This is a genomic window from Streptomyces sp. NPDC056160 (assembly GCF_042268205.1).
Taxonomy (GTDB): Bacteria; Actinomycetota; Actinomycetes; order Streptomycetales; family Streptomycetaceae; genus Streptomyces.
Genome location: NZ_JBHJUW010000137.1, coordinates 1 through 23,580, shown reverse-complemented (window position 1 = coordinate 23,580; position 23,580 = coordinate 1). Strand labels below are relative to the sequence as shown.

Genomic DNA, 23,580 nt, shown 5'->3' with positions numbered 1-23,580 from the left:
GGGGGCGCCGTTGTCGCAGGTCACTCCGCGGAAGACCTCGACGGTCTTGCGGCTGTCGTTGCGGATGTTGAGGCTCTTGGAACCCAGGCCGCTGACGACGGTGATGCAGCCGCCGGGGCGGGCGTTGTAGGAGCGCTCGTTGATGTGGATCCAGCCCTCCTCGAAGTTCCGGCGGCCGTGGTTGTTGCCGCCCTCGTGGTCGTTGCCCTCGTGGTTGTTGCCCTCGTTGCCCTTGCCCTCGTTGCCCTTGGAGGCGTTGCCGCCGGTGTCGCCGCCCATGGGCACGGCCGGGGCGGCCTGCACGGCGGCGGGGACCGCCTGGATCTGCGGCGCGGGGGAGGCGGCGGCGTAGGTGATGCCGGTCGCGGTCAGGGCTGCTGCGGCGGCGACGGCCGCGGTGACGGCGCGGGAGCGGGTCATGATCATGGCAGTGCTTCTCCTTGTTCGCAGAGAGGTCGGCTCGGCAGCCGTCCTGTGACCGAACGTACGCAGCCGCATCCGGGCTGTCATCTCGAGCGGAGCGGGAGTGCTGTTTCATGGGAGCCGATCGGGGTATGCGGAGCGCTCGACCGCCGTGTGGCGAAGAACTGATAGGTCATCAAGAAGTCATAAATTATGAGTAATTGACTGGCCATTGACCCGTCAGGGTAATCTTCTGATGCCAGCTCACCTCTTCCGGCGGCGGACCGGAAGGGAACTGTCGGCGCGTCGATGCTTGACATATGGAAGATGTCAGGCATCACGCGACGGCGCGCCTCCGGGAAACGCTGCTGCGCAGCGCGGGGAGCGTCCGGCCGCGCCCGAGGGCACGGCCAGGGGCCTGCCGCAACGCTTCGGCCGCACGGGCGGGCGTGGGCGGCGGACGCAGGGGTGGGGCGGGGTGCGACCGGTGGCCGACGTCGCCCTGGCCGCCGTCGAGGCTGGCAGCAGGCCATGTGGGTGGGCACCGCCGTCATGGCGCCCTGTCCGTCTGCAGCGCCCTGCGCGGACCGAAGATCCCGACCCCCGGGGCAGCGGACGAGGCAGAGGCCACCGAGAACGTCGCTGCCTGGTGATCCCGTAGCGGATCGGACACACGGGCGCGCAGACCGTGCATGCCGTGGCAGGGCGCTCGGCGCCTGTCCCCTGCCACCACGGCGACCAGGCCCGTGCGGTCCGGGCGCCGAACGGCGAACAGCCCCGGACGTTCCTCCGGCAGCAGGCAGCAGGCAGCAGGCAGCAGGCAGCAGGCAGCAGGCCAGCCCGCCAGCCGGCCGGCACTGCGCGACCGGATGCTTCGCCTTCGACCGCACACCTTCAACCTCCGCCGGAACCGGCTCCACGCCGAGAGCCACCGCGAGCCGACGAACGCCGTACCCGCAGCACCCGTGGAGCGCCGGCACCGAGCCCCACGTCCTGCGCCGGCCGTTTCAGACCGTGCCTGCCGGCTTCCCGGTGAGCTGGTGCTCGTCGAAGTAGCGGACGATCGCCGGGTCGAGTGCGGGAACGTCGACCGGTGCGCCCCCCGAGCGGAGCGAGGTCGTCGCGGCGACCGCGGCGGCGACCGCCTCGCGGGCGGCGACGGGTGAGGTCTCTGTGGGGCCTCCGGCGGCGGCGAAGCGCAGGAACTCCTCGACGAGCGCCCGGTCCGCGCCGCCGTGCGTGTCCTCGGCCGGCGCCACGACCGGGACGGAGAGGTCGGCGTCGCCGCGGTAGCCGGAGCGGCGCCGGTTCCACACGTCGACCCGCGCGGGGTCGCCGTCGATGCCGTCGCCGAAGTTCTCCAGGCGGCCCTCGTCCCCGATGACCGTGTAGTTGCGCCAGTAGTCGGGCGTGAAGTGGCACTGCTGGTAGCTGGCGAGCACGCCGTTGTCCAGCCGGGCCAGCATCATGCTGATGTCCTCGACGTCGACGACGGGGTTGAGGTCGCGCAGGGCGGACGGCGGCCAGATGTCCGGGTCGAACCAGTCGGGCATGCGCTGACCGGGCGGTACGGTCTCGTGCGAGGTGCGGCGCGGGTTTTCGCCGTAGACGGCCAGGGCCCCCTGGGCGACGACGTTGCGGGAGTAGCCCCCGGCGAGCCAGTGGATGGCGTCGAGGTCGTGGGCGCCCTTCTGCAGCAGCAGACCGGTGGTGTTGGTGCGCTCCGCGTGCCAGTCCTTGAAGTAGAAGTCTCCGCCGTGACCCACGAAGTGACGGCACCACACCGCGCGGACCCGGCCGATCGCGCCGTCGTCGATCAGGCCGCGCATCCGCCGTAGCATCGGCAGGTGGCGCAGGTTGTGACCCACGTAGAGCCGGGCGCGGGAGCGGAACGCGGCCTGAAGCAACGCGTCGCAGTCGGCGACGGTGATGGTCAGCGGCTTCTCCACGAACACCGCCACGCCCGCGGCGAGGAAGAACAGCGCGGGCCGGGTGTGCAGGTGGTCGGGGGTGAGGACGAACACGGCGTCCAGCTCGTCGTCGAGCATCCGCTCGTACCGGTCGTGCACCGCGACATGGGCGCCGAACAGGCGCCTGGCGTCCTCCTGGCCCCTGGGGGCCGGATCGGCGCAGGACACGATGCGGGCGGTGCCGGAACGGTTCACCAGTGCGGCCATGTCCGCGCGCTGGCCGACGCCGATCACGCCGACGCGCAGCTGGGGAGCCGGTATCTGGTCACGGGTGCTCACTGGGATGTCCCTTCGTTCCTGTTCAGGTGATACGTACGGGCGCCGGCGGGTACAGGCCCACTGCTGTCGGGGTACGGGCCCGCTGCTACCGGCGCGGCGCGGTCGGCGCCGCCAGTCCGTCGCTGAGCAGCCGTCTGTCGACCTCGTCCAGGGCCAGGCGCACCGCCCCCAGGGCCACGCTCTCGTCGCCGAGGGTGGAGGCGCGCAGCTCCGGCAGCCGCAGGCAGTGCTTGGTGAGTTCGCGGCGCAGCGGGCCGAGGACCACGTCGGCGGACCGGGAGAACCCGCCGCCGTACACGACGACCTGGGGGTCCAGGGCGAGCACGAGGGCGGCGACCCCGACCGCCAGGTCGCGGGTGTAGCGCCGGACGGCCGTCCGCGCGTTCCGGTCGCCGTCCCGGGCCGCCTGGAACACCCAGGCCGCTGCCTCGCCCGGCGCGGCCGTCGACGGCACCCCGGGGCAGGACTGGAGATGGTCCGGTGCGCTGAGCCACCGTACGGCCTTGAGGGCGCCGATCTCTCCCGCAGCGCCGCCGTGACCGCGGCGCAGGGTGCCGTCCAGGATGAGGCCGGCGCCGGTGCGCAGACCGGCGAGGAGGTAGACGATGTCGTCGGCGTCCTGCGCGACGCCGTTCCAGCGTTCGGCGACGGCCGCGAGCTTGCAGTCGTTCTCCACCTGTACGGGGCAGGAGAACCGGGCCGCGAGATGGGCGGCCGGGTCGGCCTCGCTCCAGCCGGGCAGCGGGCTGGACAGCGAGGTCCTGCCGCTGCCGTCGACCGGACCGGTCACGCCGACGGTCACCGCCCAGATGTCGGCGGGGGCCATGCCCGCGCCGCGCAGCACTTCGTCGATGACGCGGTCGACCGCGGCCAGCCGGGCCTCGGGCGCCGCCCCGGGATCGGCCGGGCGGCGCACGGTACGCACCAGGTGGCCCTCCAGGTCGCTCAGGACGACGAGGATCTTGTGCACACCGATGTCGATGCCGAGCACGTGCCCTGCGGTGGCGCGGAACCGGTACCGGCGGGCCGGCCGCCCCACCACGCTGCTGGCCCCGGGCTCCTCGACCTCCGCCCACCCGTCGGCGACCAGGGACTGCACCAGCACGTCCACCGCGGGACGGGACAGGCCGGCCCGGGCCGCCAGCTCGGTGACCGTGGAGGGAGGGTTGCCGCGCAGCGCCCCCACGATGGACAGCTGGTTCATCTCGCGCATCCGGGACATGTCCGTTCCGGTCGTCGCCATGCTGGTGCTCCCTGAGGCGTTGCGGTGGCCACCGCCGAATAATGCTGAGCAGTTTACTAATTCGTGGCCGTGGCCGCGTGCGATAAGAGGTCAGGCGATGGGGTACCGCTGCTCTTCGCTGGGCGTCACGGCCGGGGTGAAGTCCACCTCCCGCCCGTCGAGCGCGAACCGGTAGCGGCCCAGTCGGCGCACTTCCGGCCGGTTGGTCAAGTACGCCGCCATCGCCTGGAGTTCCTCGGGGTGCAGCCACCCCGGGGGGTCGGAGACCGCCCGGAACCCGCAGATGTCGGCCAGGTCGCGCAGCAGGCCCTGCTGCTGGTCGGTCAGGAGGTTGAGACGGCTGCGGAAGTACACGACGTCCGGGTCGACCTCCAAGAGCGGTGACTGCCACAGCCGGTGCACCGTGTTGACGACGGCGTTGCGGGCCAGCGCGTCGGACGGGTCCTGTGTGGCGTAGTGCTCCCACATCGGCGCGACGTCGGGGCCGCTGCGGATGCCGTCGACCAGTCCGAGAGAAGGCAGCAGCGGGGCGCCGCTGCCGAGCAGGTAGGCGTCCGGGCCTGCCTCCTCCCGGATGATCGCAAGGCCGGTGCGGTAGGCCGTCTCGCGGCCCACGTCGACGGAGCGGACGCCGGGTACGGCGCCGCCGCCGATGAAGTCGAGCTTGAGATAGGTGAACCCCCACTCCCGGCTGACCCGGTGGATCGTCTCGCGCAGGTGCTCCTGTGCCGCGGGCAGCGTGAGGTCGAGCGCCCAGTACCCGGCCCCCCAGTTGTGTCCGGCGACGACCGGCTCGCCGTGTTCGTCGCGCAGGAGCAGCTCCGGTCGCTGACGGGCGGTACGGGAACCGGGCAGGACGATGAACGGGGCGATCCACAGCCCGGGCCGCAGCCCGGCGTCCGTGATCCGGTCGGCCAGCGCCCGCATTCCGGAGGGGAACTTGTCGTTGGCCTCCCAGTCGCCCACCGCCCGCTCCCAGCCGTCGTCGACCTGGACGACGTCGAAGGGCAGGCCGCGCAGCGCGGTGACGTCCTTGGTCAGCTGCTCCTCGGTGATGTTCTCGTAGTACGCGTACCAGCTGCACCACACGTTCCCCGCGCGCTTGGCACTGTGCCCGAGGTGCGCGGCGAGCTGCCGGGTGTAGGCGGCGAACACCTCCTCCTCGGTGCCGTGGGCGAGGAACCAGGGTGCCCCGTCGCGCTCGTACCAGCCCACGAGCGTGTCCCGGTCGGCGGTCAGCCGCGGGATGTCGAGGCCGAGCGCGCCGAGCAGCAGCACCTTTCCGTCGGGTCCCTGCAGGGCGGCGACGGCGGAGGAGTGGTGCCGGGCGGGGTCGTCCCACACGGTGTCGTCGGCGGTGCGGCGGCGTTCGGGGCTCTCGATGCGCAAGGGCGCCTCGGAGAGCCGGCGCCAACCGCACGGGCTCCACGAATTGTGGCCGTGGCGGTAGAAGAGCGCGTCACCGAGCCCGTGCAGCACGGCCGTCCGGCCGGGTGGCAGCAGCAGACCGCCGTCGACGGGCTGGGGCGGTGTGTCGCCTTCGAGCTCGACGGCGAGGGCACGCCCGTCGAGTTCTACGAGCTGGGCCATGGTTCTCCTTGCGTCTGTGGTTCGTGCGGTACGGGAACTGCTGCCCCCGGGCCTCTAGCCGAAGAGGCCGTTCACCTTGTCGTTGGCCGATCGCAGGGCGTCGGCGGGCTCGTCCTGGCCGAGGATCGCCGACTGGATGGCGTCCTGGACCAGGGGGCTGACCTCGGTGCCGTGCTCGGTGACGGGGAGCTGGAAGGTGACGCCTCGCGTCCCGACGGCGTCGGTGAAGGCACGTACGTCGTCACCGTGGGCCTCGTGCGCGGCGAGAGCCTTCTCGGTGGAGCTCTTCAGCGCGGGGAAGACGACACCGTGCGCGGCGACCCGGTCCTGGCAGTCGGCCGAGGCGAGGTACTTGACCCACATCCACGCCTCCTCCTTGTGGCGCGTGCCGGCCCAGATGGAGTCCGACAGGCCGTTGATGGCGCTCTTGCGGCCGGCCGGGCCGGTCGGCATCGCGGCGAAGCCGAAGTGCTGTTTGACTCTGGGGCCGGTGAAGGTGGAGACGGTGAAGGAGCCCGCCAGCGACATGGCGCCCTTGCCGGCGATGAGCAGTTCGGTCCTGGCGACGCTCGACTGCTGGTCCAGGCGGGGGGCGTAGCCCTTGTCGATCAAGTGCCGGAACCAGGAGATGGTCTCGGCGAGCCGGGGGTCGTCGAACCTGTAGTGCGTACCCCGGCTCTTCTTGTCGAGGTACTCGAAGCCGTTGGCGGCGGCGAAGTTGCCCCAGCCGTTCTGGCCCTGGGCGCCGTCGGCCCACTCGGGCAGGAAGCCGTAGACCTTCACGTGGTTCTTGTCGAACGCGGGGTCGAGACCGTTGCGGCCCTTGCTGTCCACGGTGGCCTTGGCGATCACCTGCTCCAGGGTGCCGCCGTCGGCGGGGTTCCACGTCAGGTCGTTCAGCTCGGCGGCGTCCACACCTTGCTTCGTGAGCATGTCCGTGTTGTAGACGATCGCCATGGTGTCCCAGTCCTTGGGCAGTCCGTAGCGCTTGCCGTCCTTCACCCAGGTGCCGGCGAGGCCGGGCTGATAGGCGGAGAGGTCCACCTTGTCCCGCTCCACGTAGGGCTGGAGGTCCAGCAGCTGCTTGCCGGCAGCGAACTGGGGGTAATAGGTGGCCTGGTTGGTCCACACGTCAGGGGCCTCACCGGAGACGATCTCCGTGGTGAGGTTCTGCCAGTACTGGTTCCACGCCGTCTGCGTGATCTTGACGGCGATGTCCGGGTGGGCTTTCTCGAAGGCGGTCGCGCACTCCTGGTAGGCGGGCAGCTGGAGGTCGTCCCACAGCCAGTAGTCGACGGTGGTCCTCCCGTCGGTGGTGCCGCCCGGGCCGCCGCAGGAGACGAGGGTGGTGGTGGCGGCCAGACACAGCAGTGCCGCGCCGGCGCGCAGGTGTCGGGGTCTCATCGCGAGGGGCCTTCCTGGCTCGTACGGGATCGGCGGGGGCGGGCGGTCGCTCCGGGGGAGGCGATCACTTCATGCCGGTGAAGTTGAGGGACTCGACCAGGCGCCGGCCGAGCAGGACGAGCAGGATGAGCACGGGCAGCACAGACAGGGCGGACCCCGCCATCAGCCCGGTCCAGTCGGGCTGGGTGTTGGGCGACTGCTGCTGGAAGATGCCGAGGGCGACGGTGAGCACCCGCGTTTCCTCGTCCCGGCCGGACAGCAGCGGCCACAGGTAGTCCTTCCAGGCCCACACCGTGGTGGTGAGCCCGATGGTGAGCAGCGGGCCGCGAGTCATGGGCAGCACCACCCGCCAGAAGATCCCCCAGGGGCCTACGCCGTCCAGGATCGCGGCCTCCTCCACCTCGCGGGGGATCGACAGGAAGAACTGCCTCAGGAAGAAGACCGCGAACGGTGTCATCAGCACGCTCGGCGCGACCATGCCGACGAAGGTGTTCAGCCAGCCCAGGTCCTTCACCAGGACGAAGTTGGGCAGCACAGTGAAGATCGGGGGCACCATCAGCGCGGCGATCAGCACCGCGAAGACCACGTCGCGGCCGGGGAAGCGCAGCCGGGCGAAGGCGTAGCCGGCCATCGCGCAGAACAGCGTCTGCAGGACGGCGATCAGGCCGCTGTACACGACCGAGTTGAGAAGGTACCGCAGGAAGTCGACCTGCGCGCCGGAACCGCCGGCCGCCACGGCCCTTTCCCGGCTGGTGAGCCCGAGCACCCGCAGGAAGTTGACCATCGTGGGGTGGTCCGGGACCAGTCCGGTGGAGTCGGTGTACAGGTCGGCCGCCGGGGTCAGGGCGGTGCGGACCATCCAGTAGAAGGGGAAGACCGTCAGGAACAGCGCGATGACGAGCACCGTCCACGCGGCGAGTCGGCCCGGGGAGACCTTGGTCAGGATGCGTGTCATGGTCTGCTCCTCAGGCCAGGTCCGAGCGGGAAGCGCGCAGCAGGCGCATCTGTATGGCGGTCAGCACGCCGAGAATCACCGCGAGCACCACGGCCACGGCGGAGGCGTAGCCCATGTGGAAGTTGGTGAAGGCCTGTTCGTAGATGTAGTAGTAGATGACCCGCGTGGCGCTGACCGGGCCGCCCTTGGTGGTGACCGCGATCGTGTCGAAGATCTGGAACGAGCCGATCAGCGACACCACCAGCACCAGCGAGAGCACCGGCCGCAGCAGCGGCAGCGTGATCTTCCAGAACAGCCGCCACTCGCCGGCGCCGTCCAGTGAGGCGCTCTCGTACAGGTACTGCGGGACCTGGAGCATGCCGGCGTAGAGCAGCAGCGCCGTGTAGCCCGTGTACGCCCAGGTGTTGACCGCGGCCACGCTCGGCATGGCCCAGTCGGGCGAGGTGAAGAAGCCGGTGGTGCCCATACCGAGGGCGTTGAGTACGTGGTTGACCAGGCCGAGGTTGGTGTCGAGCAGCCACATCCACAGCAGGCCGACGGTCACGTTGGGCACCAGCCAGGGAACCAGCAGCATCGCGCGCAGCGCCACCGACCGGGTCAGACGGTGCATGAGCGTCGCCAGGACGAGCGCCAGCAGGGTCTGCGACACGATGTTCACCAGGACGTAGTAGCCGGTGACCCTCAGCGCGTTCCAGAACTGCTCGTCGCCGATCAGCCGGCTGTAGTTGTCCCCGCCGACGAAGTCGGGCGTGGCGATGAGGCTGTAGTCGGTGAGCGAGTAGTAGATGCCCCGCACGGTCGGATACGCGTAGAAGAGCGCGAAGCCCAGCAGCGCGGGGGCCAAAAAGAGCCACGCCGCCTTCCGGTCGTCGCGGGGCCGGCGCCGTCCGCGTGGCGTCGAGGCCCCGCCCGGTGACGTGCCGGTCCTCTCGTGCGGTGGCGCCACCGCTGTGCGTGCGCCCATGGTTCCCCTCCGAAGGGATTTGCGCCGCACCTCTTGCCAGTGGGGCACCGTGGACAACATATTGATGAGCAACAGTGAAACTTTGTCAATGCTGTCGCATAACGAAGCCGGGTCGCGGCTCCGTTGTGGGCCAGCGCCGGCGAAGTGTCGGACGCCTCGCCGAGTCCGGATCCACACCGTTCCCACGGTGGCCGGCCGGGTCGGGCCGACAGGTCCGGCACCGTCGGACGACCGTTCCCATCCGCTCTCGGAGGCTGACAGCATGCGCACGTTCGCACAGCGATGCGGCAGACAACTGCTGACCGCGCTCGGCTCCACCGCCCTCGTCCTTGCCCTCGGCGCGGCCGCACCGCCGCTCACCGCGGGGTCGTCACCGGCAGTCGACACCGTGAACGCCGCGCCCCGGGGCGTGCCGGAGGGTCCGGAGCCGGATCCCTCGCTCCCGGTTCACACCCTCGCTCGCGCCGATGCCCCGCTGGACAACCCGCTCAAGGGGTTCGCTCGCTTCTACCGCCCCGGAGCCGACCAGAACACCGGCTATCCGCACTCGCTCACGTGGAGCTACTTCGGACTGTCCGAGGTGATGAAGGACCCCTCGGACTGCGCGAGGTACGACTGGAGCGTCCTGGACCGCGCACTGGACGAGAGCGCGTCCTACGGCAACCAGACCGCTCTGCGCTTCTACATCGAGTACCCGGACGATCCCGGCAACGGCCACCCCTCCAACGCCATCCCCCCGTGCTTCGACGGACACGTCGCCTACCGCCCCAACCTCCGCTGGGGCACCACCAGTCCGGACTACGACAACGCGTATCTGCTGGACGCACTGAAGGGCTTCATCGCCGCCTTCGGCGCCCGCTACGACGGCGACCCGCGCATCGGCTTCATCCACATGGGCCTGATCGGGCTCTGGGGCGAGTGGCACACCTGGCCCTACGACACGGACACGTCCGGCGACTCGTACCCGAACTACATGCCGACCGACGCCCACGCCGCCGAGATCGTGCGGGCCTACGACAGCGCCTTCAGGCGGACCAAGCTGGAGATCCGGTACGCCGACTCCGCCGGGGGAGCCGCCGACGACCTGCCGTCCGTCGGCTACCACGACGACTCCTTCTGCTTCCGCGAGGGCAGCCCGCTCGCCGGTGTCACTCTGCCGCGATCCATGGGCGGAGCGTCCTACTCCCAGCTCCAGCGAGCCCTCGAACACGGCGTGGAGAACCGCTGGACCACCGCGTCCATGGGCGGCGAGGTCCGTCCCGAGATCCAGTCCAGGGCCTTCACCAACTGGCCCGGCGGTTCAGGCGACGTGGACGACATGAAGGCGTGCATCGAGCTGGAACACACCACCTGGAAGATGAACGAGGGCAGTGCCGCCTACTCCTCGTCCGACGCCGGCGTGGGAGCCGCGGTCCGGCTCATGGGCTACGACCTCGCCGTCGACAGCGCCCACTTCCACGACACCGCCGCCCACAGCACCACCGTCGGGGTGCGGATCAGCAACGACGGGGTCGCGCCGTTCTACTACCCCTGGACCGTCAGCCTAGGGCTGAAGGACTCCGCCGGGAACGTCGTCAGGACCTGGGACACGCCCTGGGACCTGCGCGAGGTCATGCCGAAGAAGATCCGGGCGTTCCCCGACTGGAACGTGGGTTCCGACCCCACCTACCTCGACTACGGATCGTCCCGCTACTTCGACACGACCGTCGATCTGACCGGGGTCACCGCCGGCGGCTACCAGCTCGTCATGAAGGCCAAGAACCCGCTGGAGGACGTCAGTTCGGCGGCGAAGAAGCTGCGGTTCGCCAACGCCGGCCAGCAGGCGGACGGCTGGCTCGACCTCGGTGACCTCACCGTCGGTCCCGGTGGCACCGACCCCGCCGTCCACGAGGCGGAGGCCGACGGCAACACCCGGACCGGTACGGCCGTGATCGCCGGCTGCGCGCACTGCTCCGGCGGCGCCAAGGTCGGCTACCTCGGCAACGGCGCGACCCTCACCTTCCCCGGCGTGGACGGCGGTGACGGCGGAACGAAGTCGGTGACCGTGCGGTACACGAGCGCGGTCGCCCGCTCGGCCACCGTCCGGGTCGGTGGCGGCATGTCGCGGACCGTCGCTTTCCCCGCCACCGCCGACTGGGAGACCCCGGGCTCGGTCACGGTGAGCCTCGACCTGCGGCCCGGCACCGGGAACGCCGTCACCATCGGCAACGACTCCGACTGGAGCCCCGACATCGACTGCATCACAGTGAGCTGAACTCCCGTACCGGCTCCGGCCGCCGATGTCGCTGACAACTGGGGGGTGTGCACGTGCGTCACCGAGGGAGACAGGAAAGACGGGACGGAACCGACGGCCTCCGTGCGGGCCCTGCACCGACCCGACGGTCCGCACGGCCGTGCAGTACACCGTCGCCATGTCGGCCCAGGTGACGGCGAACGGCGAGCCCGCGCTGAACGACGCCGCCGACCGCTGCCTGCCGACGGCCCCCACCGGCGGCTCCGGCTCCCCGGTCCACGACGTACCGCCCACCGGCAGCCCGGCCCACGCCGAGGAGTTGCCGGCCAAGGCCGGGAAGACGTCCGGTCGGTGCCACCCTGACCGTCTCCACCGGCGACAGGATGTTCTGCGAGGCTCTTCCACGACGCGCTGCGTCGCTCCGACCAGCCCGTGTCCCTCGGCGTCACACTGCCGGCGGCCCCCCTCGCCGCCGGCGCGAACCTCGTCGCCGAGCGGCGCCTGCGTGGCTGACGCGAGGGGATGCGGGCGGTCAGCGCGCGGCGGACACCCACGCCTCGACGTCGTCCGCAGCGCGCGGCAGCGCCGACGACAGGCAGACGGCGCCGTCGGCGGTGACGAGGAAGTCGTCCTCGATCCGCACGCCGATGCCGCGCAGGTGCGCGGGGACCGTCAGGTCGTCGGGCTGGAAGTACAGGCCGGGCTCGACGGTCAGGACGTGCCCCGGCTCCAGGACCCCGTCCAGATAGGCGCTGCTGCGGGCGTCGGCGCAGTCGTGGCAGTCCAGGCCGAGCATGTGCCCGGTGCCGCACACGGTGTAACGGCCGTACAGGGACCGCTCGTGCGGGCCGGTGCCGCCCGGGCGCAGGCCCCAGGTGTCCAGGCCCTCGGCGATGACGCGCGTCGCGGCATCGTGGAAGTCCCCGAACCGCGCGCCGGGCCGCAGTGCGGCGATGCCCGCGGTCTGGGCCGCGTACACCAGGTCGTACACCTGGCGCTGCACGTCGGTGAAGCGCCCGCCGACCGGCAGGGTGCGGGTCACGTCGCCCGTGTAGCAGGTGTCGGCCTCCACGCCGGCGTCCAGTAGCAGGAGTTCGCCGTCGCGGACCGGGCCGTCGTTGCGCATCCAGTGAAGGACGCACGCGTGCGCACCGGCCGCCGCGATCGTCTCGAAGCCGAGGCCGTTACCCTCCAGCCGGGCCCGCCGATCGAACGTTCCCTCGATCCAGCGCTCGCCGCGCGCCAGCCGCGTCGCCGTGGGCAGTTCGCCCGCCACGTCGTGGAAGGCGGCCACCGTGTGCCCCACGGCAGCGCGCATCTGTTCGATCTCCCAGTCGTCCTTGACCAGCCGCAACTCGGCCAGGCATGCCAGGAGTTCGGACTCGGCCTCGGCGGCGGGCGGCGCGGCCGCGTCGACCACCGGGTCCTGGCCGCGCACCACCCGGGTCGGGACGCGTGGAGCGAGGGCGCGTGCGAGATCGTCGCGGGGGAGGGCCGTGAGATCCAGGGCGTCGGCGGTCTCCGCCAGAGTGCGGCGCCGGCCGACCCAGAACTCGCCGTGGCGGCGGTCGCGGTAGAACTCGGTGCCGTTCGGCCCGCCGTCGCGCGGGGAGCGCGGCCGGGTGAACACGGTGGCCTCATGGCCGATGCCCGTCGGTTCGAGGACGAGGACGCTGTCCGGGACGACGCTTGCGCCCTCCTCCGCGGTGAGGTGGAGGTATGCGGAGTGCGGCCGGAAGACGTGGTCGAAGTCGTTGCTCCTGACCTTGAGGCCGCCGGCCGGGATCACGATCCGCTCACCGGGGAAGCGCGCGGACAGCAGAGCGCGGCGCTTGGCCGCGTACGCCGCCCCGGGCAGCACCGGCGCCGCCTGAGCCGTCTCGGCCCACCCTTGCGTGAAGCACTCCGCCAGCGTGGGCGGTACCGCGCGGTCGTGGCCGGCGCCCTCGCGCGGCCGCATGTCGTCTCGTCCCACCGTACGCTCCGTCCGTCGGGAGAACCCTTTGCGGACGGTACCATTTCACATGGCACAGGGACAGGGAGAAGTCACCTCGTCTGCGCTCACTGCCGGTCCGCCTCTCCCCGCTCGTACACCGCGATGGCGACGACCAGGTCCTCCCATCCCATCCCGGTGGTCTTGACGACCGTCGGACGGTCGGCGGGCAGGACGGCCTTCGAGGTGGGCAGATCGGCCATGGTCACCAGTGTGCGCGGGTCGAGCCCGCCCTCCCTCACCGCCATGACGACGTCGCCGGCCTCGCGCAGTGCGTTCGCCCGGCTCTCGACGACGACCACGGCGCGTCCCATGAGCGTGCCGTCGAGCTCGCGCACCGACGGCTCGTGGGAGCCGACGGCCAGCACGAGCGCCGTGTCGCGGACGAGCCGCCCGTCGAGGACCGGCTCGCGGGCCGAGGTCGCGGTGACCACGACGTCCGCGGCGCGGACGCGATCGGCGACGGCCGTGTCGTGCGTGGCGAGGTGGCGGTCCGCCCAGCCGGTCGTCGCGCTGCCTCGGCGGGTGACCGCCGTGACGTCGGCGACCTGCGCATGCGCCCGGATCGTCCGGACGTGCCACTCGGCCTGCGGGCCCGCGCCGAAGACCACCAGCCGCAGCCCGTCGGCGGCGCCGGCCGCGAGCGCGTGCAGCCGGTCGAGGCCGGCGGCGACCGAGACGGCGGGAGTGCGCAGCGTCGTCAGCGCGACACCGTCGAGGATCGCGGCCGGCGTCAGGGTCCGGCTGTCGTGCACGAGGTACGTCGCGTTGACGCGGTTCAGTCCGAGGGCGGCGTTGCCCGGGGCGACGGTCGCGACCTTCACCCCGAACCAGCCGCCGGCCTCGGACGGCATCAGCAGCCCCTGCCCGCCGGCCAGTTCGGTGACGACCCGCGGCATGTCGTCATCCGGGTCCAGGCCCGCGGCCAGCGCGTCGCGGACGGCCCGGACGGCGGCGACCGGCCCCAGGGCGAAGACCTGCTCGGCGTCGATGAGTTCGGTCATCGCAGTACGAACCCGGGCAGCAGCGTGTCGCGCGGATCGACGGTGAACCGGCACGTGCCGACCGCGTGTGCGGTGCCCGTCACCGCCGTGACGACCGCCGGGATCCCGTGGACCGCGGTCCGCTCGGTGATCCGGGCGTGGAAGACCGAGCCCACCACGGACTCGTGCCGCAACTCGTCGCCCGGGCACAGCTGCCCCGCGTCGTCGAGGACCGCGATCCTGGCCGATGTGCCCGAACCGCACGGGGACCGGTCGACCTGGCCGTCCGCGAACACCGTGATGTTGCGCTGCCGCACCAGCCGACTGCCGTCGGCCCGCAGTTCGGCGGGCCCGGTCTCCTCGGTGAGGATCGTCCCGTAGACGCCGGACAACCTCGGGTCGAGGGGGTGCTCGGCAGCGTGGGCGATGTTGAGCGCGTCGCGGATCTCCCGCCCGACGGCGGTGAGTTCGGTGACGTCCTGTGGCCGGACGTGCAGTCCGACGGACGCTGCCGGCAGCACCGCGTACATCGCGCCGCCGAACGCGATGTCGACGGTGACCTTCCCGCGGGAGGTCGGCACGCCGATGCCGCGCCCGTGGACGTAGGCGGGCACGTTGGTGAAGGTCACGTCCTGGACCTGGCCGTTGCCGGTCCGCACGCTCGCCGTGACGCGCCCGGAGGGGACGTCGATCACGACGTCGGTCAGCCCGTCGGCGGGCGCCGGGACCCGGCCCGAGGCGACCGCCCAGGCACCCAGGGCAATGGTGCCGTGCCCGCACGCCGTGGAGAACCCGCCGTTGTGCCAGAAGAGGACGCCGAGGTGCGCGCCGGCGTCGTCGGGCGGCACCAGGAAGCCGCCGTACATGTCCGCGTGGCCGCGCGGCTCGCCGCACAGCAGCGCCCGCACCCACTGCACGTCCTCGCTCCGGGTCGCGACGACCCGGCGCTCGGCGACGGTCAGCCCCTCCACCGTCACCGCGTCCGGGCTGTCCTCGACGATCCGGAACGGCTCGCCGCCGGTGTGCCAGTCGACCGTCTCGATCGGCTGCGTCCTCGTCATCCGCTTCTCACTCCTGTCAGGCGTCGGCGACCTGTGCACAGGTGCTCGCGCTCGCCGGTGTCCGCGCCGGTGTTATGGGTCGACCGGAGACAGTGCTGGGTCCCGGAGCATTGCCCACGACTTCACCCCAATGCAATGTTACATACCGCTGCCCGCATCCCTGGGCTGCTTCCCCTTCGCTCCCCCCCCACTGGAGATGCGATGCACTGTCGATCACTCCTGCCCAGAACCCTGGCCGCCGGACTGGCGGCCGGAGGGCTCGTCATCGGCCTCATGACCACCCAGGCCACCGCGGCGCCCGGCGTCACGAGGCCGGTCCCGTCACCGGCCGCCTCGGCCCCCTCCGCGGCCGTGCGGGCGGCCGAGCAGCGAGGAAAGGCCACGCCTACCGGACCCGAGACCGTTCAGTCCCAGGCCCCCGCCACGCAGTCGAAGCCGCTGCCGGCGAAGCTGCGCGGGGAGCCGGCCGCCCTTGGTTCGGCGAAGCCGTCCAAGCCACACCCGTCAGGACCCCCGCCGCTCGATGCTGCCGGTGCCGCCCGGCCCGTTGCCGTCACGTCGTGCACCACGGCGGACTTCGCGGGCCGGTCCGGCAGCGACCTGGTGTCGTACATCAAGACGGTGGACCGCGGTTCCTGCATCAACCCCCTGTTCAGCCTGACCGGTTCGGACGCGCACGCGGTGTTCAACCAGTCGCAGATGCTCGCGGTGGCGAACGGCGTCGCGAGCGCGGCCGGCTCCTACACCGGTGACGACTCCGGCGGCTTGCAGGAGCTGATGTACTTCATGCGCGCCGGCTACTACGTGCAGTACGGCGACCCCCAGGATGTCGGCACGTACGACTCCTCGCTCCGCAGGGCCGTCGAGAACGGGTTCGACGCGCTGTTCGCCGGCGGCCACGCGAACGACGTCAGCGCGGGCAACGGCGGCGTGCTGGAGCAGGCGTTCGTCCTCACCGACAGCGCGCAGGTCCAGGCCGACTACCTGAAGGTCTACTCCCGGTACCTCGACGCCTACGACAGCAGGCCCTGGGATGCCGTTCCGGAGATGGACCGGGCGCTGAACGCGATCTACACCCCGCTGTGGCGTGGCCCGTGGCTCTCGGACTTCGTCACCGCGATCAGTGCCGACCCCGGCATCGCCGACACCCTCTACCACTTCACCCTCGACCACCGCGACCTGCTCGGCAAAGCCAACGACGTCCTCGACTCCAACGCAGGGAACGACCTGGCCAACCTCATCCAGATCCCGGCCCTGCAGAGCAAGGTCCGCCCGCTCATCAAGGGTCTGCTGGACGGCTCGTCCATCACCGGTGCCACCGACAACCTGTGGGTGCACGTCGCCTACCGGGCCGCCACCGGGGACCCGGGCCAGTGCTCCTACTACGGGGTCTGCGACCTGACGAAGCAGCTCACCGCGGCCGCGCTGCCGATCAACTACCGCTGCAGCAACTTCACCATCATGGCGCAGGCGCTCACAGCGACGGAGCAGAGCGACGTCTGCACGAGCCTGACGAACGAGGTCACGTTCTACCGGAACCAAGTCAGGACCAGCACGCCGATCCCCGGTGAGTACTTCGACCTGAAGATGGTCATCTTCGGGAGCAGGAGCGACTACACGACCTACTCGTGGGCGATCTTCGGCAATGACACCGACAACGGCGGTGAGACGCTGACCGGCACGCCGGCCGACCCCGACAACGTCGCCTACTCCATCCTGTACCAGTGGCCGACCGACAACGGTTTCCCGGCCGACGCGTGGAACCTCAACCACGAGTTCGCGCACGTCCAGCAGTCCGTCTACGACATGAAGGGCGACTTCGGCACCCAGATCAGCGTGCCGGACGTCTGGTGGATAGAAGGCCAGGCGGAGTACGTCTCCTACACCTACCGCAACCTCACCGACGACGGCGCGATCACCGAGGCGGCCAAGCACACCTACAAGCTCAGCCAGTTGTTCCAGAACACCTACGCCATCGACGACGAGACCCGCACCTACCCGTGGGGCTACCTGGCCGTCCGGTACATGACCGAGAAGCACCCGGACCAGATCCAGGCCATGCTGTCCAAGATGCGGACCGGGGACTACCACGGCGCCTACGACGTCTACAACAGCATCGGCACCGGCTACGACGCCGACTTCGACGCATGGCTCGACACCCTGACCGGTGGCGGCCACAACGGCGGCGGCTCGGCCACGGCGTGCACCGACTCCAACGTCCAGGCCATGGCCCGGAACTGCTACCGCGCCGACCAGTCCAGGGTCGCCGGCGACACCGACTACCTGTGGATCTACCTGCCGGCCGGCACCACCACCCTGAAGGTCACCACGAGCGGCGGCAGCGGCAACGCCGACCTGTACTACGACCCGACGACATGGGCCGGCCCGTCCAGGTTCACCGAGAGGTCCACCGACTCGGACAACAACGAGAGCATCACCGTCACCAACGCCGAGGCGGGTTACCGCTACATCAGCCTGTACGCGGTGACCGACTTCAGCGGGGTCACGGTCACCACGTCGTACTGACCTTCTGGCGGCGGCGGACCGACTGAACCGAGGCCGCGGCGCGTGTCGACTCCGGTCGACCGGGCCGGGGCCTCGGCATGCGCCGGCCTCGTACGGCCCGCACACCTACCGGCGCGGAGTCCGGTAGTGACGGGCGGCCCACGCCTGGAAGTGCGGTGCCCGGGCGATGAGTTCCTCGTACGTTGCCAGGGCCGCGCCGAAGAGCGTCTCCGCGACCTCGTCGGACACCCGCTCACGGTGCCACACCAGCACGTAGCGGCACCACAGCGGTGTGCCGGCCAACGGTTTCACGACCACGCCCGGGCTCGGCTTGCACGTCGCCTGGACCACGGAGATCCCCAGCCCGTCGGCGATCATCCGCTGCAACTGGTCCCGGTCGCCGAGGAACTCGTGCACCGTGACGGGGGCGAAGCCGGCTGCCCGGAAGGCGTCGTAGCAGACCCCGGGCCAGCCCGCGCCGTCGTCGGGAGTCAGGAACCAGGCATCACCTGCCAGGTCGAGCAGAGGCACGTCCAACTGCCCGCTCGCCGGGTGGTGGGCGGGCAGGGCCACGAAGCTGGGCTCGGTGACGATGCCGCGGCGCACCACCGCCGCCGAATGGCTCAGTTCCTGTCCCGGGTAGTCGACGGCGACGGCGGCGTCCAGTCTGTCCTCCTCCAGGAGCCCGACGATCTCGGCCGAGGAATACACGCTGCTGACCTGCGCGGTGAGAGCCGGAAGGACGGCGCGCGCCCGTTGCAGGAGCCCCGGAAGGATGGGCGTGTTCGTCGCGGCCACCCGCAGCACCACCCGGTCGGTCCCGCGCGCGCCCGCCGTCGACCGTCTCCCGATCGCGTCTGCCAGCGCAACCACTTCGCGTGCCTGCACCACCACCTCGACCCCGAAACGGGTAGGCGTCACTCCGGAACTGCCCCTGAGGAACAGCACCTCGCCCATCAGCCGCTCGATGCGCTTCAGCTGGCTGCTGACCGCCGGCTGCGAGCACCCCAGGACCGTGGCCGCCCTGCCGAGGCTCATCGTGTCGGCGATCGTGCACAGCATCCGCAGGTGTCGGAGCTCGAGTTCCATCAGCACCCGTCCCAGATCTCTCAGGAGCGCGCCAATTTTACGGCCGGCCCCGGCTATTGGGGCCGCCGGTGCAGGGGTCCGACCGCACTGTCCGTACTGTGCTCGTCCAGCAGCGCCCGGGCCTGCCCGTACGACAGCCGGGCCAACCCGGTGTCCGGGTATACGTTGCGCGGCACGAGAGGGAGGATGACGGGCCTGTACGCGTGCTGGGCCAACGCCTGCACCGCGGGAGGGCCAGGCCCCGCCGGCACCCCTCCGGGCGGCTGCGGGACCGCCTTGGCGGGCGCGGGCCAGGCAGCGGTGCGAGCGGTGGAAGCCGCAAGCCGGCGCCCGTCCAGGGCATGCGGCTGGTTGTCGCAGGGCACTGGAGACGCCGCAGCCGGCCCGCGGTCGCCGCTACGCTGCCGGGACCACGGAGCCGAAGGAGGCAGCGGCGATCTGCTGGACGTAGCGGATCTCGGTGCCGTTGAGGTTGGTGGGGTCGAGGGAGTAGACGATCTTGCGGGAGAGGTCACGGGTGGAGAACACACCGCTGGTGCAGCCAGGACGGGAGCCGGTCTTGCCCCAGACCACGACCCCGTTGGACGCCTTGACCCGCATCAGTCCCATGGTCATACAGGCCCGGCCGGCGTCTGCCTCGGTACGGCACTGGCTGCTGTGGAAACTGGCGACGGCGGGGACCGTGAAGAGTTCGGCCTGCTGGGCCGGTGGAAGGAGGCGGCCACGGAAGAGTGCGGTCATGAAGCGGTCGAGGTCGGCGGGGGTCGAGATCATGCCGCCCTCCGCCCACGGCCAGGGACTCTGTTCAGTGACGTCCACCGGATGCGTGGTGCCGTCCGGGGACTTGACCATCAGGTATCCGTGGGAGTGCGGGCTCGGCAGCCGCACATCGTCGGCGTCGGGGACATAGGTGTCGTGCAGGGAGAGCGGCCGGGTGATCCGGGACCGCACCTCGTCGGCGAATCCGTGCCCGGTGATCTTCTCGACCAGCAGGCCGGCGACGTAGTAGTTCATCCCGTTGTACTGCTGCGCGGTTCCCGGCGCGAACTGCATGGGCTGGCCCGCCATCAGGTCGACCACCTGCTGCGGTGTGAAGCTCTTCAGACGGTTGGTGGCGAACCATTCAGGACTGCCGTCGCCGAAGTCGGGGCTCGCAGCGCCGCGCGGAAGGCCGCTGGTGTGGTTGAGCAGTTGGCCGACAGTGACGGCCGGCAGGCCGCCAGGCAGGACGCCCGGAAGGTACCGCTGGACAGGCTCGTCCAGTTCGATCCGGTGCTCGGCGGCGAGCTGGAGAACGATCGTGGCGGTGAAGACCTTCGAGATACTGCCGATCCGGATGTGCGCGTCGGACGGCACGCCCTGACCGGAGCGCAGGTTGCCCACGCCCGAGGTGCCCGACCAGTGGCCCGCACGACCACTGATCCGGAGCAGCGCGCCGGTGACATCCGCATTCGGCAGGCCGCCGATGGCTGCTTCGAGCGCGGCCGGATCCAGCCCGGGCAACGGCACGGTGGCGGCAGCACGGGTGGGGCCTGACACGGTGGCGGAGGCGGGAACGGCCGCCCCTGTGGCCAGGGCCGTCAGCAGGGCCCCGCAGGCGGTCAGGATGGTCCAACGGGTGCGATGCGCTGAGCTGTTCACGATGGCGCTCTCCATAGCCTTGGTGGCCGGACCGGTGATCGACCGGCCCGACCACGATTCTCTTCCGCACTGGCAGCCCGGCTCATCAGGGAACGCCCCTGAGCAGACCCTGACCGAACCCCGGCACCTGATTGCGGGTCAGGTCACGACGGCCTGATGCGTCCACGGCTGGGGGTGCACAGACCGGTGCCCCCTTCGAATCCACGGTCATCTGCGCGCAACCGGTATCCGCGCCCACGGCGGGGATCGCGGCATCCGTCCGCACGCCGGCCATGTTCTCCGCGGCTTCCGCACCGCGGAGGCGTGCGTGCACGTGGCGCCACTCAACTGCGCACCTCAGCGGGCGGCCGCGTCGCCGCAGGGCGTCCTCCCCGACGTCCCAGCACGCGCTCGACGACTACGGCGGAGAGGCAGAGAAGGGCCGCGAGCACGGAGAAGACGGGGAAGATCGCGGTGCCGCCCCAGACGGTCGCGCCGATGCCCACCAGGAGTGTGGGCGTGATGAGCGCCCCGTACGCGAGCAGATAGAACATGGACATGACGGACCCGCGCCGCTCGGCGGGGATGTGCACGGTCAGGTGGCGCAGGGAGCCGCCGAAGGCGAGTCCGTAGGCGCCGCCCTGGAGTGCGACGGTGACGATGACGACGACGGCGTTGCCGGTCGCGAAGCCGCCCACTCCGGCCAGCATGAGCACGGCGAGCGCCGTGTCGCCGACGAGTGCGACCGTGCGGGCCGGGTAGCGGGCGCTGAGGACCTGTGTGGAGGCCGCGGGGAGGGTCACGGCCGCGATGACGACTCCGCCGAAGAACGGTCCGTCGATGTGCGCGGCGTGGGCGGCGATCGAGGGTTCCAGTGAGAAGCAGACCCCGAGCACGGCCCAGGCGGCGCCCGCGCCGATCACAGCGAAGACGAAGCGTCCGCGGATCTCCTCGGGCACGTGCGGACGGGGGATGCCCAGGGGCACGGCACCGGCCGAGGGGTGCGGCTCACGCATCACCAGGAGGAGGACGAGCAGGACCAGGGCGATGAGCGCGTCGGCGAGGTAGGGCAGGAGCAGGGGGTGGAAGCCGGTCTGGGCAAGGGCTGCGGTGCCGAGCGCCGCAACGGCGATGCCCACGTTGAACGCGATGGCGGTGAGTGTCCCGCTCCGGGCTGCCCGGTCGGGGCTCACGTCCAGCAGGGCGGCCCCGCCGACGACGACGATCGCGCCGATCCCCAGGCCGTTGAGCATCCGTGCCACGACGAGATATCCGGGTCCTGCGGCGAAGACGAAGACGGCGAGCCCGGCGAGCAGCAGGAGGACGGCGACGAGGAGCACGGGGCGCCGGCCGTACCGGTCGGACAGGGCCCCGGAGACGAGGATCGCGACGACCGCCACGGCCCCGTACGCGGCGAAGATGACGGTGGTGAGAACGGGTGGATAGTCCCACTTCTCGGCGTACAGGGAGTAGAGCGGTGAGGGGATGGCGGAGGTCGCCTGCCCGAGCATGAGGAGGACGAGGAGGGCCGCGTATCTCCATGACTGGGGACGACGGCCGGGGGAGAGCGCCTTCACGAGGACTCCTGGGAAGTATGATGTGAGTCGTACTTCGAGGACACTAGGGAGAAGTACGATGCTCGTCAAACTTGGAGCCGTCCGATGCCGCCCTGGGAGACCCCGTCCGACCAGTTGCCGCCCGTCGCAGGCGTACAGAAACTGCTGCGCGCACTCGCTGACCCCGTACGCCTGGAAATGCTCCGCCGCCTGGCGACACACCCCGCCGGCGAAGCCGCCTGCTCGGATCTCTACGAGGGACTGAGCAAATCCACCGCGACCCACCACTTCAAGATCCTCGTCGAGGCCGGCGTCCTTCACCCGGTGATGGTCGGGCCCTCCCGCGGGCACCGCCTCCGCCGCGCCGCCTTGCAGGACGCCGCACCGGGCCTGCTGGACGCGCTGATGGCCGCTATGGCGCGAGAAGACTGACGGCCTCGGGACCGGCGCGGCAGTACGACGGCCGCCGGTTGTCGCGGAACATGCGAGGTGGCAAGGCTGCCGGGGACTGTTCTGCCGCCGCGGCCGACCCCTGCGGTGACGCCGTCCCGCCCCCCGGCCCGGGGGAGAGGTGGCGTCGCCGGACAGCGGACCGGGTCAAGCCCCGCGCCGGAACAGGCACCCCACGAGAACAGCCTCGCCGCCTTGCTGTCCGTGAGCCGGACACCCGCGCGGGCGGCACCCACGCGCCTGCAAGAGGACGATCGGGCCACGATCTACGCCCAGCGGGGTGCCCTGGCGCGCGACCTTGCCCTGGAGGAGGTCCGCGAGTCGGCCGAGGTGCCGCATTCGAGGCCTCCTGGTGCCCGGGGAGCGTGACGCCGGCCATGCGAGGGGTGTCACATCTTAAGGAGGGCCGTAAGTGCGGAAGCCCCTGAACAGGGGCTATGTAACTATTAGGTCCGAATTAGGGCATTTCTCCGTAGGTGGGTAGTAGGTCACACCATTGCGCCCCGTGCCGGCCGCCGCTAATCATGGCTGTCGTCGCTGCGGTCCGGACGACCGGACGCAAGCGACTCCCTGTGGGCCTGCTGCTCGTGATCGCGGCTGCCCCGACGCCGCCGCGGCACGACTGCGGCCGGCACTGACGATGTCCCCTCCGGAAGGTTTGCTTTCGCATGGCCATGACCACCCGCACCCGCATCGCCCGCCTGCGCACCATCGGTCTCACGGGCCTCGCCACGACCGGCGCCGCGGCCGTCGCCCTCACCCTGATACCGACCAGCGCACAGGCCGCCGACATGACGACGCAGGTGTCCGCTGCCACCGCGGCCAAGGCCTCCACCCACCCCAGCCAGCGCGCCGTCCAGCACAAGAGCGGCAGCGCCAACAACCTCGACGGCTGGATCAACGAGTCCTTGCAGGTCATGAAAGCCAAGGGGATCCCGGGCAGCTACGCGGGCCTCAAGCGCAACATCATGCGCGAGTCCGGCGGCAACCCCAACGCACAGAACAACTGGGACGTGAACGCCAAGAACGGTGTCCCGTCCAAGGGCCTGCTTCAGGTCATCGACCCCACCTTCAACGCCTACCACGTCGCCGGTACCGCGCACAGCATCACCGACCCGGTGGCCAACATCACCGCGGCCGCCAACTACGCCGCCCACCGCTACGGTTCCATCGACAACGTCAACTCCGCCTACTGACAGTGAAGATATGACTGGTGGTTCCGCTGATGAGCCTGACTCGCCTACTGACTGACGTCATCGACTGTCCTGTTTGGGATTTGTCGG

At 70.8% G+C, this 23,580-nt stretch carries 18 protein-coding genes; 4 read left to right on the top strand and 14 right to left on the bottom strand.

From position 1 onward, the window contains the following. The 7 genes from ACFC02_RS34280 to ACFC02_RS34250 form a co-directional block, all read right to left on the bottom strand. Nucleotides 1-426, bottom strand: a 426-nt coding sequence (locus ACFC02_RS34280; RefSeq protein ID WP_376365756.1) for a hypothetical protein, incomplete at its 3' end; no start/stop codon positions are given. A gap of 983 nt (nt 427-1,409) precedes the next feature. Then, a complete protein-coding gene (locus ACFC02_RS34275; protein WP_376365754.1) occupies nt 1,410-2,651 on the bottom strand; it encodes a Gfo/Idh/MocA family protein in 1,242 nt (413 codons plus the stop codon). Nucleotides 2,652-2,736: 85 nt separating this feature from the next. Next, entirely contained in the window at nt 2,737-3,894 is a 1,158-nt protein-coding gene (locus ACFC02_RS34270; protein WP_376365752.1) for an ROK family transcriptional regulator, read from the bottom strand. 90 nt (nt 3,895-3,984) lie between these two features. Beyond that, complete coding sequence (locus ACFC02_RS34265) at nt 3,985-5,484, bottom strand: glycoside hydrolase family 36 protein (RefSeq protein WP_376365750.1); 1,500 nt, start codon at nt 5,482-5,484, stop codon at nt 3,985-3,987. A 54-nt stretch (nt 5,485-5,538) separates the two neighbouring features. After that, nucleotides 5,539-6,888: an ABC transporter substrate-binding protein gene (locus ACFC02_RS34260; RefSeq protein ID WP_376365748.1), complete on the bottom strand. Its 1,350-nt coding sequence runs from the start codon at nt 6,886-6,888 to the stop codon at nt 5,539-5,541. A gap of 64 nt (nt 6,889-6,952) precedes the next feature. Then, on the bottom strand, nt 6,953-7,843 hold the full coding sequence (locus ACFC02_RS34255) for a carbohydrate ABC transporter permease (protein ID WP_376365746.1): 891 nt from the start codon (nt 7,841-7,843) through the stop codon (nt 6,953-6,955). A 10-nt stretch (nt 7,844-7,853) separates the two neighbouring features. Then, nucleotides 7,854-8,807 (bottom strand): carbohydrate ABC transporter permease, encoded by a 954-nt coding sequence (locus tag ACFC02_RS34250; protein WP_376365744.1) that lies wholly within the window; start codon nt 8,805-8,807, stop codon nt 7,854-7,856. A 262-nt stretch (nt 8,808-9,069) separates the two neighbouring features. Here ACFC02_RS34250 and ACFC02_RS34245 point away from each other — a divergent pair, with 262 nt between their 5' ends. Further along, a complete protein-coding gene (locus tag ACFC02_RS34245; protein WP_376365742.1) occupies nt 9,070-11,061 on the top strand; it encodes a DUF4832 domain-containing protein in 1,992 nt (663 codons plus the stop codon). Between the two features lie 511 nt (nt 11,062-11,572). Here the strand turns inward: ACFC02_RS34245 and ACFC02_RS34240 are convergent. The 3 genes from ACFC02_RS34240 to ACFC02_RS34230 form a co-directional block, all read right to left on the bottom strand. Beyond that, nucleotides 11,573-13,000 carry an aminopeptidase P family protein gene (locus ACFC02_RS34240; RefSeq protein WP_376365760.1) on the bottom strand — a complete coding sequence of 476 codons (1,428 nt, stop codon included), beginning with the start codon at nt 12,998-13,000 and terminating at the stop codon, nt 11,573-11,575. A gap of 101 nt (nt 13,001-13,101) precedes the next feature. Continuing rightward, entirely contained in the window at nt 13,102-14,037 is a 936-nt protein-coding gene (locus tag ACFC02_RS34235; protein ID WP_376365740.1) for an ornithine cyclodeaminase family protein, read from the bottom strand. Beyond that, a complete protein-coding gene (locus ACFC02_RS34230) occupies nt 14,034-15,077 on the bottom strand; it encodes a proline racemase family protein (protein ID WP_376365738.1) in 1,044 nt (347 codons plus the stop codon). Before ACFC02_RS34230 ends, ACFC02_RS34235 begins: the two co-directional genes overlap by 4 nt. 201 nt (nt 15,078-15,278) lie before the next feature. On the opposite strand from ACFC02_RS34230, the gene ACFC02_RS34225 reads away from it, so the two are divergent. Next, complete coding sequence (locus ACFC02_RS34225) at nt 15,279-17,603, top strand: M9 family metallopeptidase (RefSeq protein WP_376365736.1); 2,325 nt, start codon at nt 15,279-15,281, stop codon at nt 17,601-17,603. A 105-nt stretch (nt 17,604-17,708) separates the two neighbouring features. On the opposite strand, the gene ACFC02_RS34220 is transcribed toward ACFC02_RS34225, so the two are convergent. The 4 genes from ACFC02_RS34220 to ACFC02_RS34205 all read right to left on the bottom strand — a co-directional run bounded on the left by ACFC02_RS34220 (nt 17,709) and on the right by ACFC02_RS34205 (nt 21,868). Further along, nucleotides 17,709-18,671 (bottom strand): LysR family transcriptional regulator, encoded by a 963-nt coding sequence (locus tag ACFC02_RS34220; protein ID WP_376365734.1) that lies wholly within the window; start codon nt 18,669-18,671, stop codon nt 17,709-17,711. Nucleotides 18,672-18,724: 53 nt separating this feature from the next. Beyond that, on the bottom strand, nt 18,725-18,847 hold the full coding sequence (locus ACFC02_RS34215; RefSeq protein ID WP_376365732.1) for a hypothetical protein: 123 nt from the start codon (nt 18,845-18,847) through the stop codon (nt 18,725-18,727). Between the two features lie 220 nt (nt 18,848-19,067). Then, a complete protein-coding gene (locus ACFC02_RS34210; protein ID WP_376365730.1) occupies nt 19,068-20,312 on the bottom strand; it encodes a serine hydrolase domain-containing protein in 1,245 nt (414 codons plus the stop codon). 323 nt (nt 20,313-20,635) lie between these two features. Further along, nucleotides 20,636-21,868: an MFS transporter gene (locus ACFC02_RS34205; RefSeq protein ID WP_376365728.1), complete on the bottom strand. Its 1,233-nt coding sequence runs from the start codon at nt 21,866-21,868 to the stop codon at nt 20,636-20,638. Between the two features lie 84 nt (nt 21,869-21,952). Between ACFC02_RS34205 and ACFC02_RS34200 the strand changes: the two genes are divergently transcribed. Further along, nucleotides 21,953-22,279, top strand: coding sequence for an ArsR/SmtB family transcription factor (locus tag ACFC02_RS34200; RefSeq protein WP_376365726.1), 327 nt, complete (start codon nt 21,953-21,955; stop codon nt 22,277-22,279). Between the two features lie 692 nt (nt 22,280-22,971). Then, nucleotides 22,972-23,493: a transglycosylase SLT domain-containing protein gene (locus tag ACFC02_RS34195; protein WP_376365758.1), complete on the top strand. Its 522-nt coding sequence runs from the start codon at nt 22,972-22,974 to the stop codon at nt 23,491-23,493. Nucleotides 23,494-23,580 lie beyond the last annotated feature (87 nt).

What these genes read in the sequence shown, in the direction of transcription:
- ACFC02_RS34260 (WP_376365748.1), bottom strand. Translation starts at nt 6,888, where the DNA reads ATGAGACCCCGACACCTGCGCGCCGGCGCGGCACTGCTGTGTCTGGCC.
- ACFC02_RS34200 (WP_376365726.1), top strand. Translation starts at nt 21,953, where the DNA reads ATGCCGCCCTGGGAGACCCCGTCCGACCAGTTGCCGCCCGTCGCAGGC.
- ACFC02_RS34240 (WP_376365760.1), bottom strand. Translation starts at nt 13,000, where the DNA reads ATGCGGCCGCGCGAGGGCGCCGGCCACGACCGCGCGGTACCGCCCACG.
- ACFC02_RS34265 (WP_376365750.1), bottom strand. Translation starts at nt 5,484, where the DNA reads ATGGCCCAGCTCGTAGAACTCGACGGGCGTGCCCTCGCCGTCGAGCTC.
- ACFC02_RS34230 (WP_376365738.1), bottom strand. Translation starts at nt 15,077, where the DNA reads ATGACGAGGACGCAGCCGATCGAGACGGTCGACTGGCACACCGGCGGC.
- ACFC02_RS34225 (WP_376365736.1), top strand. Translation starts at nt 15,279, where the DNA reads ATGCACTGTCGATCACTCCTGCCCAGAACCCTGGCCGCCGGACTGGCG.
- ACFC02_RS34255 (WP_376365746.1), bottom strand. Translation starts at nt 7,843, where the DNA reads ATGACACGCATCCTGACCAAGGTCTCCCCGGGCCGACTCGCCGCGTGG.
- ACFC02_RS34235 (WP_376365740.1), bottom strand. Translation starts at nt 14,037, where the DNA reads ATGACCGAACTCATCGACGCCGAGCAGGTCTTCGCCCTGGGGCCGGTC.
- ACFC02_RS34250 (WP_376365744.1), bottom strand. Translation starts at nt 8,807, where the DNA reads ATGGGCGCACGCACAGCGGTGGCGCCACCGCACGAGAGGACCGGCACG.
- ACFC02_RS34195 (WP_376365758.1), top strand. Translation starts at nt 22,972, where the DNA reads ATGACCACCCGCACCCGCATCGCCCGCCTGCGCACCATCGGTCTCACG.
- ACFC02_RS34270 (WP_376365752.1), bottom strand. Translation starts at nt 3,894, where the DNA reads ATGGCGACGACCGGAACGGACATGTCCCGGATGCGCGAGATGAACCAG.
- ACFC02_RS34220 (WP_376365734.1), bottom strand. Translation starts at nt 18,671, where the DNA reads ATGGAACTCGAGCTCCGACACCTGCGGATGCTGTGCACGATCGCCGAC.
- ACFC02_RS34245 (WP_376365742.1), top strand. Translation starts at nt 9,070, where the DNA reads ATGCGCACGTTCGCACAGCGATGCGGCAGACAACTGCTGACCGCGCTC.